Source organism: Streptomyces sp. NPDC018947, assembly GCF_044390505.1.
In the GTDB taxonomy this organism is placed as follows: Bacteria; Actinomycetota; Actinomycetes; order Streptomycetales; family Streptomycetaceae; genus Streptomyces.
Genome location: NZ_JBIRZD010000003.1, coordinates 222189 through 235451 on the forward strand (window position 1 = coordinate 222189; position 13263 = coordinate 235451).

Genomic DNA, 13263 nt, shown 5'->3' on the forward strand with positions numbered 1-13263 from the left:
CGCGCTGACGCCGGTCCTTCGTACGGGGCGGGCGCGGGCGCTGTACGCGGTGGTACGCGGGGAGAGGAAGCAGGGCGGTGACCGTGCGGGACGAGGAGACGGCGCAGCGGCCGGAGGACGAGCCGGGGACAGGTGTGGTGACCGCGTTCGGACGGCAGTTGAAGCTGCTGCGGACGCGGGCGGGCTTGGAGCGGGCCGAGTTCGGCAAGAGGCTCGGGTACTCGGCGGACACGGTGGCGTCCATCGAGCAGGGGCGGCGCATCCCGCAGGCCCGCTTCATCGAGAAGGCGGACGAGGTGCTGGGGGCGGGTGGCGTCCTCACGGCGCTCAAGGAGGAGGTGGGTCGGGCTCAGTATCCGGCGTTCTTCCGGGACATGGCCCGGTTGGAGGCGGAGGCGGTCACCCTTCATGTGTACGGTGCCTTGGCCGTTCCTGGCCTGTTGCAGACCGAGGAGTACGCGAGGGCTGTTTTCACCATGCGTCGCCCGCTTCTCGATGAGGAGACCGTGGAGCAACGGGTTGCAGCGCGACTGGCACGACAGGAGATCTTCTCGCGGCGACCGCTTCCCACGCTGAGCTTCGTCATCGAGGAGTCGGTGTTGCGGCGGCCCGTGGGAGGACGGTCGATCCTGCACGGACAGTTGGAACAGATCCTTCTGCACGGGCAGCGCAGAAATGTCGAGATCCAGGTCATGCCCACTGATGCAGCCGAACACTGCGGGCTGGCTGGACCCTTCACCTTGATCGAAAAACGTGACGGGCGGAGGATGGCGTATGTGGAGGTGCAGCGGACCAGTCGCCTCTACACAGAGCGCGCAGAAGTGCGGGACGCTGAGGAGCAGTACGGCATCCTGCGAGCTCAGGCCCTGACTCCACGCGGGTCGCTGGCCTTCGTCGAGAGACTCCTGGGAGAGAAATGACCCACCGGGTGAGTGAGCTGACGGTTGCCGAGTCAGCGTGGTTCAAAAGCAGCTACAGCAGCGGCGAGGGCGGGGAATGTGTCGAAGTAGCCGCCCACGCAGCCACCGTACTGGTACGGGATTCCAAGCGTCCGACAGAAGCCAGGCTCTGCTTCGCACCCGAGGCATGGGTCGGCTTCCTGCGGATGACCACAGAGCGCTGAACCGATGGAGTCCCCTGGGCCCGGTACGCGCGCCGTACCGGGCCCAGGGTGCGTCAGATGTCGTCCAGCCCCTCCTCCCGGCGGATCATCCGCCAGGCCGCGCGGCGGGCGCTGCGGTCGAGGTTGGACTTGAAGTCCCGGTCGGTACCGAAGTACCGCTTTCCGAGCGTGTCGATCGTGGAGACATGATCCATCATGTTCTCCTCGAACTTCTTGTCGAAGACGATGCCGAAGTTCTCCTCGTCGTTGACGAGGGCGGCGGCCCGGACCTTCGGGTCCTCCTTGGTGGCGTTGAACGCCGGAAGAACGTCCTCCTCCGTGAACTCCGTCCCGAACTTGGCGTTGAACTTCTCGATCAGTTCGGACAGGAGTGACTTCTCGGCGTCCGTGGCACCGCCGACTCCGTCGCCGAAGCCCTTGAGTTCGGCGGGGCCCTCGGGGTTGAGGGACACGTCGTGCTCGCCGGTCTTCTCGACGCGCAGGTGGCTGAGGTCGACCTCGCCTATGTCGACGCCACCGTCGGCGAGCCGGGGGAGCCGGTTGAGCAGGTACCGCCCGTACAGGTACAGGCGCTCCAACTCGGCGTCGCGGTACGGCACGATCTGCGCGAGGAAGCCGTACTTGCGGACGTAGTCGTTGAGGTTGGCGCGGAACTCCTCGGCCGTCTCGACGTCGTCCTCCTCCTCGCTCTCCAGGAGAGTGGTGAAGCGGGTGACGGCGGGGGAGAGGAGCCGGTACAGCTCGGCGTGCAGCTTCTCCCACTTGGACTGCGAGCCGCCCGCCTTCTCCTGCGCCTCGAAGTACGCGGCGACGAACTCGTCCATGTCCTGCTCCGAGATGATCGGCGCGGACATGACGCGGCTCTGGGCCGTGTAGAGGAGGTTCGGGTCGGAGGGCAGGGTGTGCGCCTCCTCGAAGTACGGGCGGAACGCGTCCTGGATGTCCTCTGCCTCGTTGACGAAGTCCAGCACGGCGAGGTCGGCCTGGGTCTTGCGCTCGGCGGTGCGGTTGAGGCGGGAGAGGGTCTGCACGGCGGCGATGCCGGTCAGCGTCTTGTTGACGTACATCGTCGTCAGCAGCGGCTGGTCGAAGCCGGTCTGGTACTTCTCGGCGACGACCAGGATCCGGTACTCCTGCTGGCCCTTGCCGCCGGCCTTCACCGCCTTGTCGTCGGCGCGGGTGTAACCGAACGCCTTGGGCAGCGCGCTCTCCGGCAGACCGCCGTTCTCCTTGGTCTCGGTGGTCTCCTCGCCGTCGATGGTGAGGGACCCCGAGAAGGCGACCAGGACGCCGAGGTCCGGGTACCTGGTGTCGTACTCGCGGTCGGCGATGTAGCTCCGGATGGCGCGGGCCATCTGCACGGCGGAGTGGCGGGACGCCGTGACCACCATGGCCTTGGCCCGTCCGCCGAGCCGGCCGCGGGTGTGGGCGACGAAGTGCTCGACGATCACCTGGGCGTGCTGGGACACCGTGTGCTCGTGCATGAGCGCGAACCGGGCGAGCAGGCTGTTCGCCTTGGAGGGGTCGACCTCCTTCTCGTCGTGGTTGAGGTTCGCGAGCTTCCAGTACGTGTTGTAGGTGACGTAGTTGCGCAGCGGGTCGAGGATGAAGCCTTCCTCGATGGCCTGGCGCATGGAGTAGGTGTGGAAGGGGCGGTAGACGGTCCTGCCGTTCTCCACGCCTTCCGTGCCGAAGAGTTCGAGGGTCTTGGACTTGGGCGTGGCGGTGAACGCGAAGTAGGAGAGGTTGGCGGCGTGCGAGCGCTCGACCGCCTTCGCCTTCAGCTTGTCGTCCACGGTGACCGTGGTCGCGCCCTCGTCGTCCGAGTCGGCGTCCAGACCGAGGTCGCGCAGGGCGGACTTCACGGCGGTGGCGGCGTCGCCGGACTGGGAGGAGTGCGCCTCGTCGACGATGATCGCGAAGCGCGTGCCCTTGATCTCGGTGGGGTTGTCCTTGATGTGGTTCAGCAGCGCCGGGAACGAGTGCAGGGTGACGGTGACGATCTTGCCGGTGTCCCGGGAGAGGGCACGGGCGAGCTGCTCGCTCTTCGCGCCGTGCTTCTCGTCCACCTTCACGACCAGGCCGTCGGTCTGGCTGAAGCTGCCGACGGTCTCCCGGATCTGGGCGTCCAGGTTGCGGCGGTCCGTGATGACGATGACCTTGTCGAAGACGGGCTCGCCGGGCTTGATACGGCCCTCGGCCAGGGCGTCGGGTCGGAGAACGGCCGGGTCCATGCGCGCGTGCAGATCGCTGAGGCGATGGGCCAGCCAGCCGATGGTGTTCGACTTGCCGGAGCCGGCGGAGGCCATGACCAGGTAGTTCTGGCCGGCGCCGTGGACGGAGGCGTGCGCGGTGAGCTTCCGGACCACGTCCCACTGGTGGAAGCGGGGGAAGATCGTCTTCTTGGTGACGCCGCCGCCGGGCGTCTTCTCCTTCTGCTGGTGCACGAAGCGCTGGAGGAGGTCGAGCCAGTGGTCCCGCTGCCAGACCTCTTCCCAGAGGTAGGAGGTGGCGTACTTGCCGTGCGCGGTCGGCGCCGGGTTGCCGGCGCCGCCGGGTCGGCCGGGGCCGTTCGATCCGGTGTTGAACGGCAGGAACTGGGTGCTCTTGCCGCGCAGCTGCGTGGTGACGAAGACCAGGTCCGGGTCCACGGCGAAGTTCGCGATGACGCGCCGCGTGAAGATCAACTCGGTCGGATCGCGGTCGGTCCGGTACTGCTCCTTGGCCTGCTCGACGCCCTGGCCGGTGAGCGGGTTCTTCAGCTCGGCGGTGGCGACGGGGATGCCGTTGAGGAACAGGGCCAGGTCAAGCTCGTGTCCCCAGTCGGCCTGCTTGGTGGCGTACCGCAGTTCACGGACGACAGTGAGGCGGTTGGCGCGGTAGCCGTCCAGGACGGAGTCGGCGGAGATGAGGTTGGGCTTGAAATAGGCGACGCGGAGCCGGACTCCGCGGTCCTTGACGCCGTTGCGGAGGACATGGAGCAGTCCGTCGTCGGCGATGGCCCGGTCGAGCCGCTGCGCGAATCCACGCTCGGCCTCGTTGGGGTTGCCGCCGTAGACGGTGAGCAGTTCGTTCCACTCGTCGGGCTGGGTCTCGCGGACAAACTCGTACAGCTCGTCGGTGTCCAGGCCGAGATCGGCTTGGTAGTTCTCGGGGTTGGCTTCCCGCCAACCGCGCTCGCAGAGGGCGGCGACGATAGCAGACCCGAAGGACGACTCGTCGTGCACGGGGCTCATGCGGAGACTCCCTCGGTGACGTTGCGGCCGCTGGCGGTGGAGACGTCGAACTGGCCGGTTACGGCGGCGGTGATGAGGGCTTGGCGGCGTTCGGCCAACAGATTCAGTTGGCGCTCGCAAGCGTCGACGGCCGCCTTGGTCCGACTCCAGGACTGCCGGTGCTCGGCGACCACGGATCGTTGTTTCCGCAGTTCCGGAATGGGCAGCATCGCGGACTTCACGATCTCCAGATTGATCATCGAGCGGGTAGAGCCTCGACCCTCGATCGAGCTGGCGCCAACAGGCGAAGACAGCAGCAGGGCGATAAAGTCGGCGTCGGCTGCTTCCGTCTCCAGGCGCGCCCGGAAGCACTTTCCCTTCACGATCGCCGGACCGAGAGCCGGGGCCACACAGGCGCGTCCGGCATGGTTGCGAGCGTCTCCCAGTCCGGCGATGAGAACGTCCCCTCGGCTGACCTCGTGGTATTGGAATTGTCGATACAGGCTCATCGGGATGTACGCCTGATCGGCTGGCCTGTATTCCGCGAAACCGATGTTCCCGAGCCGGATGACTGCCGCGCCCTCGTCGATGTAGTCGGCGCTGGAAAAAGCGCTCCCGAAAGGACCGTCGATGACGGACCGTATGACGCGGCGCAGCGGAATCACTGGTCCGGCTACTGTGTCCATGACCTCTTGGAACTGCGACCACCGGCGTGAGGCAAGAAGATCCCGCTGCTGGCGGCGCAGATTCGCTACATGGTCGATGCGGGCGGTCTCGGTGTCGAGGAAGTCGGCGATGCGACGCTGTGTACCCAATGGTGGATCGGGAAGCGCCAGATTGCCGACTTGCTCAGCATTGAGGTTCGCCTGCGTGTTGCTTCGCGCAAACTCCGTGAGAGTCGGCTTGATGGCATCCAGTGCGTACTTGACGAACCGTACGTCGTAGGACGGTGAGACGTCGATCCCCAGAATGGCCTGGTTCCAGCTGGCTCGTGTCGTCAGGAATGCCGTATGACCGAGACTCGCGTACATACTCAGAAGTAGGGTCCCCGGGGCGCCCACTGGGAGGCGAGCGGCCGAAACGCCTGCATCCGTAACCCTGCGGCCTGTGGTGGTGACCCAATCGCGCCCAGACATGTCACCGATGGACACCCACGGCAGTCCGGTCTCGTCGTCGTTGGACCAGAAGGATGGCTCGGCAACCGAGGGGGTCCCACCTGCATTGCTGGTAGCCACCCACTTCAGCTTCGTGGTGGGGAAGGTCATTCCGTCACCTCTCTCAACAGTCCCTGAATCTCCGCCTCCAGCGCCTTCAACTCCGCGTCGATCTCCGCCAGCGGCCGAGGCGGCTCGTACACATAGAAGTGCCGCGTGAACGGAATCTCGTACCCGATCTTCGTCTTGCTGTGATCGATCCACGCGTCCGGCACATGTGGGTGAACCTCCCGCGCCAGGTACTCCTCGACGTCCTCACCCAAAGGCACGTTCTCGAAGTCCCGAAGCTCCGAGTCCGGCTCCGGCTGGCCCTTGACGAGCTGGACCTCGCCCTCCGCGTCCCGCACGCCGACGACTTCGCGAAGCGCCTTGTTGAACGGCGCCCCCGTCGGCCACGTCCCGCCGGCCTGCACCACCGCGTCCTTCAGGGCGAGCCAAGCCTCCTGCTTCGTACCCCAGCTCGTGCTCATCAGGGACTTGAAGGCGTCCGCCAGGGCCGCAGCCTGCGGAAGCTTCTGGATCGCCTTCGACGCCTCCAACGCCGTCAGCGTCTCCTCCGTCACCTCGAAGCGCAGCTTGAGCGGGCGTTCCACAGTGATCCGCTGGTAGCCGAAGTCTTCGTTGCGGAAGACCTTCACCTTGCCGTGCAGCGGGTGTTCCGCATCACGCGCCACGGTCAGCGCCTCGCCGTAGAGCTTGACCACCGTCGCGATGTGCTCCTTGCCCAGCTCCTTGCGCTTGTCGCCGAGCGACTTCCGCATCTTCTGCCACTGGTCGCGGGCATCCAGCAGGATGACCTTGCCCTTGTGGTCCGGACTCTTGCGGTTGGTCAGGATCCAGAAGTACGTTGAGATGCCGGTGTTGTAGAACAGCTGATCTGGCAGGGCCACGATGCCCTCCAGCCAGTCGTTCTCCAGAATCCATCTGCGAATCTCCGACTCGCCCGATCCAGCCGCACCTGTGAAGAGCGGCGAGCCGTTGAAGACGATCGCGATACGAGAGCCGCCCTTGCCTTCCGTGTCGACCGGCTTCATGTGCGCGATCATGTGCTGGAGGAAGAGCAGAGAGCCGTCGTTGATCCGCGGCAGACCCGCACCGAAACGGCCGGCATCACCGAGCGCCTTGTGCTCATATTCGACTTCGTCCTTGACCTTCTTCCACTCGACACCGAAGGGCGGGTTCGCCAGAAGGTAGTCGAAGGTCTTCCGCCTAAAAGCGGGGTTCGAGAACGAGTTGCCGAAGGCGATGTTGTCCGGCTCCTGCCCCTTGATCATGAGATCGGAACGACAGATGGCCCAGGATTCCGGGTTGAGCTCTTGCCCGTACACCTCGACTTGGGCGTGCTCGTTGAGCTCGGTGATGTGCTCCTCGGTGGCGGAGAGCATGCCGCCGGTGCCGCAGGCTGGATCCATGACCGTGCGGACAACGCCGGGCAGGTGGAGCGCGTCTCCGTCCGGGGCGATGAGCAGGTTCACCATCAACTGGATGACTTCACGCGGCGTGAAGTGCTCACCGGCCGTCTCGTTGGACTGCTCGGACCAGCGGCGAATGAGCTCTTCGAAGATGTAGCCCATGTTGTGGTTGGGTACGGAGTTTGGGTGCAGGTCGAGATCGGTGAACACACCGAGCACGTTGTAGAGCTGGTTTGCCGCGTCAAGTCGGTTGATGTGACGGTTGAACTCGTAGGCTTCCAGAACTTCACGGACGTTCTCGGAAAAGTTGCTCACGTAGAGCCTGAGGTTGGCTGCGGCATGTTCCGCATCGCCCGCGATCTTCTTCAGCGTGAGATCCGACTTGTTGTAGAAGGCGAGGCCCCCCGCTGCCCGCCGGAGAAAACCGTCCGGGTTCACCTCCGTCTGGTCCTTGTACTTCTCAGCCACAGCCGCGACCGCGTGGCGCGTCGGTTCCAGGACGCACTCCAGGCGACGGAGCAGCGTGAACGGAAGGATCACCCTGCCGTACTCCGACTGCTTGTAATCCCCGCGTAGGAGTTCGGCTACCGACCAAGCGGTGTTCACCAGCTCCGTGTGCTTGCTGCCGTTCAACTGGATCCCCAGATTCCTTCCGAAATGTCCCAGCCCCACCGTCCGAGCCGAGTCCGCGTCGAGCGGCCGACCGGAGCGGTCTGACAAGTGTGGTCCATAGGTGAAGGCCCGCGTGCCGAAGGGGGCGAATCGCCACCCCGGCCGCCTGCCTCCGGTCGCGTACCTCAGCCGTCTCCCGGCGACGGCAGCAACTGTCCGCCCGTGAGCCCGCCCGCCAGGAGCCGCGCCGTCTCCTCCGCGAGCCGCGTCGCCCGCTGCGCCTCGGCCCGGAGCTCGTGCACGTGCCGGAACGCCTCCCCGTACCGCCGCTGCTCCTCCAGCGGCAGCAGCGGTACGCGCAGCCGGCCCGGGTTGACCGTGAGGACCGTGCTGCCGGTCGAGGCGCCCGCGATGTTCTCCTCCGCGCCCAGGAACCCGGCGAGGAACCAGGCGTCCAGGCGTGCCGGGTCCGGGCGGAAGAGGTGGACCTGCGGGCCGGGCAGTGCTCCGGCGTCCTGCTCGTCCGCGACCCGGGCCATGGGGCCTTCGGTGCCGGCGACCGCTCGTACGAGGACGTCCCCGACGGCGATCACGGGCGACGAGTCGTCGTACAGACCCATCGGCTCTCCCGTGGGCCCCGACCCGGTGGCGATGTCCGCGCCGGTGAGGACCGCCCGTGTCTCGGGTCTCCCGTCCTCACCGCCGGCGGCGTGTGCGCGTGTGCGCACGCTGTCCGGCACCGGGCGGAGCAGGATGAGTGCGCCGCCCCGCGAGAGGTCGGAGGCCGTCGCCGTCCGCCATTCGCGCGCACCGACGCCCGCGGCGCTCCAGCCCTCACGGCCGGCCGTCCGGGCGAGGGCCTTCGCGGCCTTCACGAGATCCTGACGGGCGGCATCGACCTCGGCCGACAGCTCCGCCGGATCGACCTCCGCCCGTGACGCCCGCACGAGCCGTGCCGGGGTCAGGTCCACCATGTCGTCCAAGAGATCCACCACGCCGACCGCACGCGCGACACCCGGCTCGCCCTCGAAAGCGTCCCGGGCCGCAGTGAAGGCCTCCCACGCCTCCAGGGCCCTCGTCGTGACCTCGGTCCAGTCCACGGAGGCCGACCGGCTCGCGCCCCGCGTCCGCGCGGTCACCGCCGTCCCGCCTCGCCCGGCCACCGACGGCGTCTCCGCGGCCGTGTCGACGAACAGCACCGACTTGCGCTCCGCGCCGCCGGGCTCGGGCCGCTGCAACACCCACACCTGAAGGCCGACATGCAGCGGCAACGACGCGCCCACCGGCAGGGCGATCACCGCGCGCAGCGCCCCGCTGCGGACCAGCTCCGCGCGTACGCGGCGACCGGACGTACGCCCGGCCGTGGCCGGTGGCAGGAGCAGGGCCGCGCAGCCGCCGGGCGAGAGGTGGGCGAGCGCGTGCTGCACCCACGCCAGCTCCGACTCGGCGCGGGCCGGTACCCCGTAGGCCCAGCGCGGGTCGTACGCCAGCTCATCGTGGCCCCAGTCGCGCACGCCGTAGGGCGGGTTGCACAGCACCGCGTCCGCGACGAGGTCCGGGAACGCGTCCGCGCGCAGGCTGTCGCCGGCGCGCACGGCTACCGTGGCCTCCGGGGCGGTCAGTGCGAGGCTCACGGCGCTGCGCCGGGCCTGCACGGGCAGCGTGTCCTGGCCGAACAGCTCGCGGGCACCCCGGCGGGCGGCGGCCGCCAGCAGGGTGCCACTGCCGCAGGCCGGGTCGAGCACGCGGTCCGGGATGCCGGGGATCAGGGCGGCGAGCAGGTCCGCGAGAGGCGCGGGGGTCCGGTACGCACCGGACGCGGCGCTGTCCTCCAGCTCCCGCTCCGCCAGCACGCTCAGCGCGGTCGCTCCGCCCTCGTCACGTACACACGCGTACAGCGCGCGCAGCACCGCCGCGTCGTCCGCCCCGAAGCGCAGCGGGTCCGCGCTCGGCACGGCCTCGGCCACCGACGCCGCGTCGTCCTGCGCTCGTTCGGCGAGGTCCGCGTCCGGCAGCCGGACGGCGGCCGTCAGCTCCTCCGGTGAGCGTCCCGCCGCGGCGAGGACGAGGAGCAGGAGATCCGGCGTCCCGCCGCCGCTCAAGGGGTGCAGCCGCAGGACCGTGCGGAGCTCCTCCGACGCGCTGGCCGCCGAGGCGTGGCCGCGCGACGCGAGCCAGGCGCGCACGGATTCGAGGTCGTACAGCGGACTGCTCTCCGTGCCGCCCGAGGGCGTGGGGAAGTCCTCGTGCCGACGGCGCCAGTTGCTGACCGTGGCGCGCGTGACCCCGGCGATGCGGGAGATCTCGGCGGCGGTCACCTGGGCTGATGACTGGGGCATGGCAGGGAGTCCTGGGCCTCTCGGTAGCGAACGGTCAACAACCTACAGCACCCGTCAAGGCTGTCAACGTGATTGACGATGCTTTCACGTCTGTGCTTCTCTGTTGCTGCTTCCGAATGGAAGCCTGTTGCTCATAGCTCCGGGGGGAGTCCCATGCGCCTGACCATGCCGACGGCCGTCGTCGAAGGCACGCAGCTCACCGTCATGCCGTTCCGCGCCGACGCCGTCGTGGGCACGATGTCCGTGCCGACGCTCGTCCAGCTCGTGCCCTCGCCCCGCGCCGAGGAGGATCCGCGCCGGCTGAGGGCCGCGTCGGGTCTGGTGCGCCGGCACGCCGAACTGCGGGCCACCGTGCAGAGCACGCCGAAGTCCTCACAGAAGGGCAAGAACGTCGGCCCCTACGCCGACTGCATCGCCTCCGGCCTCAAGGGCGAGCTCGGCGCCGCCTGGTCCACGCCGCCCATCACCCCGACTTCAGCGGCGGTGTGAAGGACTCCGGCGGGCGGGTCGCCGAGGCGATCCTCCACCCGGCGACCGAGACGGGACGCAGGATCCGCGGCCTGTAGGCCGGCCCGAACGACCTCACCGCATCACGGCAGGGGACGGACCACCGGTCCGCCCCGACAGAACCGCCTGCCCCCACCACAGTCGTCTGCACGAAACGGAGCGCCCCATGTCCGATCAGCAGCCCGTCCCGGCACCCGACCCCGAGAACGTTCCTGCCATGCCGCCGGCTTCCGGGCCGTACGGTGACGACCGGGGCGCCTTCCCACCCGTGCCGCCGGTGCCGCCGGACAGCCGGGCCGGGTGCCCCGACCCCGTCGGCCGGGTGACGCTCCACAAGGGCGAGTACTTCAAGACCAACCGGTGCCAGGAGTGGAAGCGGGTCGGCTGAGCCCCGACGCTCCATGCGGTGCCGGACGGCACAACAGCCACAGGTCTGGAAGAAGGGGACGGTGCCCGTCCCTCTTCCCGGTACGGCGTCGACGACGGACGCCCCGTATCCCCTCGTCACAGACATGCCCTCGAACACCCGGCGTCCTGTCCCATCCGCCACCTCTGCAGCCCGCTCACCACCACCCGCGACCTGGAAGGACCTCGTGACGACCACCGAGCACACAGAGCTCATCCGTCGCTTCGCCGACGACTTCACCGCCCTGCAGGACGCCGTCCTCGCCCGCATGAACGGGATCTGCGACCCGGAGACCGCCGCGGCCCTGGAACACGCGTCACTCACCGGCCCCGTCCTCCTCGTCCTCGCCCACGCCGACGTCCTCGCCCGCGGGGCCGTCCGGTGCGCGGAACTCTCGGCCCGGCAGTCCCCCGAGCGGCTGCGACAGCTGCGCGCACACGCGTACAGAGTGCGACGGGCCCGGTCGCAGGCGGAGACCCTGTACAAGGAACAGCGGGCCCGCCAGCTCGCCGGCCGTACCCGGCAACCGGACCCGCTGGAGCTGCGCGTGGCGCGTACGGCATCCCCGACGGCCTTCGCCGAGGCCCTGCGGCGTGAACTGGGCGACAGGGGACTGCCGGACGGCACACCGCAGGCACCGGAGAGCGATCTCACCCGATGGGCCTGGGAGCGGAACGCGGCGGGCGGCGAACTGCCGGAACCCGTGCGCGAACTGCGGGACTGCGACGACGACACCTTCGTCCAGGCCCTCCTGCGCGACGCCCGGGAGGAAGAGAACCCGCACCTCCCGCACGACGCGGTGTGCGAACGGTGGAGCCGTCACGCCCGCACCGCGCTGGCCTGGGGCCGCTACGCGATCGGCCGGGCCGAGCGGGACGTGCTCGCCTGCCGGCCCTCCGCACGGCATGCCCGGCTCGACACCCTGGAGGACGCCTACCAGGACGCCGCGGTGCTCGCCGCCCGCTCCCGCGAAGCCCAGCTCCGGACCACGGAACTCTACGACCGGATGCGGGCCTGCATGGCCAAGGGGACCTTTGCGGAACTCCTGGCCCAGTGCCGCGCCTCGGCACTGGTGCGCTTCGCCGATGCCGAGCCCGAGGTGTGGCACCGAGTGTGTGAGCTGACCGCGGCGCACCGAGCGAACTGCCCCGAACAGGCGGAGGGTTGCCCGCGCTGCCACCGCGCCCTCGCCGCCGCCTGGCCCGCTGGTCCGGCCGAGGACGGTGAAGGAGGACGTTCGACGGCAACGCTCCCGGTCGACGGAGACCGCTACGCCATGCTCGCCGACCTCCCCGACACCACCGCCGTGGCCGTCGCCGACGCCGCCCTCGGCGACGACTCCGCCGTGTGCGGTTACGGCTGGGCTGCCGAGGACGGAAGCACCGGATACGGCGACTCCCTCGCCTCGAGCAGCGGCGAAGCCGAAGTCATCGGCATCTGCGCGGCCGCCCTCGGCCTTCTCGAGCGGCACGAGGAGGCACCCGTCGTCGTCCTGTGCGACAGTACCGAGGCCGTCGAGGCGGCCAACACCGCCCTGCGCGCCGGCGACCCGGCAGCCGCCCACCGCACCCTCCTCTTCCCGGAGAGCCGCCACCTGATGGGCCGTCTGCTGCACCACCGTGACCGGGTCCAGGTCCGCTGGCTCAAAGGCCACATCGGGCACGACCTCAACGAGACCGCCGACGCCTTCGCCCGCCTCGCTCTCCGCCGCGCCACCGGCCGCATCCCTCCCGCAGCGGCACGCAAGGAGGAGACCCGGATCCTGCGCGCAGTCGGTTCCGGGGGCGGCTTTCTTCCGGCGGCCGCCTGAGGGCGGGGCTCGTCACTGGGTTCACCGGTAACCGGGCCTTGACCACGTCCGACGGTAGGCGGTGTGGCAGTTCCGGCCGGAGACGTACGCCTGGTGACATTCGAAAACACGTACCCCGTCGTTCCCGGGGCCTGGCATCATCTGGGGCTGTAGCGATGCGTCTTTTTGCGGGCCGACTGGTCCTGACCGAGAGGGATTTCATGGCGGACTGGATCTACATCCTCAATCCGCTCAAGGACACGCTGGACGAGGAGCCGTCCGACAAGGAGACGATGCGTCGGCTGGCGGAGGAGGAACCGGAACTGGAGTTCTGGCTCAGCCGCCGCAACCGTATGCGGCCGGGCGACCGTCTCTGGTTCTTCTTCACCCACCCGGAGTCGGCGGTCGCGGCGGTGGCCCAGGTCGACGAGGAGCCCTGGGAAGACGCCGACGGAGCCGGCACCTCATACCTGGTTGCGGCGACCTTGCTGCCCGAGGCGACGAAGGCGTTGTACCGCGACCCGGTGGGCCGTGACGAACTGGCTCTGGGGCAAGTGCGGTCCGTGCAGAAGGTCAAGCCCGAAGCCCTGCCGGTGCTGCTGGCACGGGCGGGCCTCTGACACCAGGCCGACGGGCCGGAAGTCAC

10 protein-coding genes are annotated in these 13263 nt (G+C 68.8%); 6 read left to right on the forward strand and 4 right to left on the reverse strand.

Annotation, left to right across the window (positions count from 1 at the left end):
• The first annotated feature begins 77 nt into the window (after nt 1-77).
• Both ACH499_RS09065 and ACH499_RS09070 read left to right on the forward strand, forming a co-directional pair.
• Entirely contained in the window at nt 78-920 is an 843-nt protein-coding gene (locus tag ACH499_RS09065) for a helix-turn-helix domain-containing protein (RefSeq protein WP_399014433.1), read from the forward strand.
• Nucleotides 917-1123: a DUF397 domain-containing protein gene (locus ACH499_RS09070; RefSeq protein ID WP_399014434.1), complete on the forward strand. Its 207-nt coding sequence runs from the start codon at nt 917-919 to the stop codon at nt 1121-1123. The genes ACH499_RS09065 and ACH499_RS09070 overlap by 4 nt, the downstream gene beginning before the upstream one ends.
• A 53-nt stretch (nt 1124-1176) precedes the next feature.
• Here ACH499_RS09070 and ACH499_RS09075 read toward each other — a convergent pair whose 3' ends face one another.
• From ACH499_RS09075 to ACH499_RS09090, 4 genes are all read right to left on the reverse strand, one after another.
• Complete coding sequence (locus ACH499_RS09075) at nt 1177-4359, reverse strand: type I restriction endonuclease subunit R (RefSeq protein ID WP_399014435.1); 3183 nt, start codon at nt 4357-4359, stop codon at nt 1177-1179.
• On the reverse strand, nt 4356-5603 hold the full coding sequence (locus ACH499_RS09080; RefSeq protein WP_399014436.1) for a restriction endonuclease subunit S: 1248 nt from the start codon (nt 5601-5603) through the stop codon (nt 4356-4358). The genes ACH499_RS09075 and ACH499_RS09080 overlap by 4 nt, the downstream gene beginning before the upstream one ends.
• Nucleotides 5600-7597: an N-6 DNA methylase gene (locus ACH499_RS09085; protein ID WP_399014437.1), complete on the reverse strand. Its 1998-nt coding sequence runs from the start codon at nt 7595-7597 to the stop codon at nt 5600-5602. The genes ACH499_RS09080 and ACH499_RS09085 overlap by 4 nt, the downstream gene beginning before the upstream one ends.
• Nucleotides 7598-7761: 164 nt before the next feature.
• The gene (locus ACH499_RS09090; protein ID WP_399014438.1) at nt 7762-9915 is read right to left on the reverse strand and encodes an N-6 DNA methylase; all 2154 of its coding nucleotides are present in this window, start codon (nt 9913-9915) and stop codon (nt 7762-7764) included.
• 153 nt (nt 9916-10068) lie between these two features.
• Between ACH499_RS09090 and ACH499_RS09095 the strand changes: the two genes are divergently transcribed.
• The 4 genes from ACH499_RS09095 to ACH499_RS09110 all read left to right on the forward strand — a co-directional run bounded on the left by ACH499_RS09095 (nt 10069) and on the right by ACH499_RS09110 (nt 13237).
• Nucleotides 10069-10404 (forward strand): hypothetical protein, encoded by a 336-nt coding sequence (locus ACH499_RS09095; RefSeq protein ID WP_399014439.1) that lies wholly within the window; start codon nt 10069-10071, stop codon nt 10402-10404.
• Between the two features lie 184 nt (nt 10405-10588).
• Entirely contained in the window at nt 10589-10810 is a 222-nt protein-coding gene (locus ACH499_RS09100; RefSeq protein ID WP_399014440.1) for a hypothetical protein, read from the forward strand.
• Nucleotides 10811-11015: 205 nt separating this feature from the next.
• A complete protein-coding gene (locus tag ACH499_RS09105) occupies nt 11016-12638 on the forward strand; it encodes a hypothetical protein (protein WP_399014441.1) in 1623 nt (540 codons plus the stop codon).
• 200 nt (nt 12639-12838) lie between these two features.
• Nucleotides 12839-13237 (forward strand): hypothetical protein, encoded by a 399-nt coding sequence (locus tag ACH499_RS09110; protein WP_356201191.1) that lies wholly within the window; start codon nt 12839-12841, stop codon nt 13235-13237.
• Nucleotides 13238-13263 lie beyond the last annotated feature (26 nt).

Coding starts and splice junctions, on each gene's coding strand:
- ACH499_RS09070 (WP_399014434.1), top strand. CDS start 917: ATGACCCACCGGGTGAGTGAGCTGACGGTTGCCGAGTCAGCGTGGTTC.
- ACH499_RS09075 (WP_399014435.1), bottom strand. CDS start 4,359: ATGAGCCCCGTGCACGACGAGTCGTCCTTCGGGTCTGCTATCGTCGCC.
- ACH499_RS09080 (WP_399014436.1), bottom strand. CDS start 5,603: ATGACCTTCCCCACCACGAAGCTGAAGTGGGTGGCTACCAGCAATGCA.
- ACH499_RS09090 (WP_399014438.1), bottom strand. CDS start 9,915: ATGCCCCAGTCATCAGCCCAGGTGACCGCCGCCGAGATCTCCCGCATC.
- ACH499_RS09095 (WP_399014439.1), top strand. CDS start 10,069: ATGCGCCTGACCATGCCGACGGCCGTCGTCGAAGGCACGCAGCTCACC.
- ACH499_RS09100 (WP_399014440.1), top strand. CDS start 10,589: ATGTCCGATCAGCAGCCCGTCCCGGCACCCGACCCCGAGAACGTTCCT.
- ACH499_RS09110 (WP_356201191.1), top strand. CDS start 12,839: ATGGCGGACTGGATCTACATCCTCAATCCGCTCAAGGACACGCTGGAC.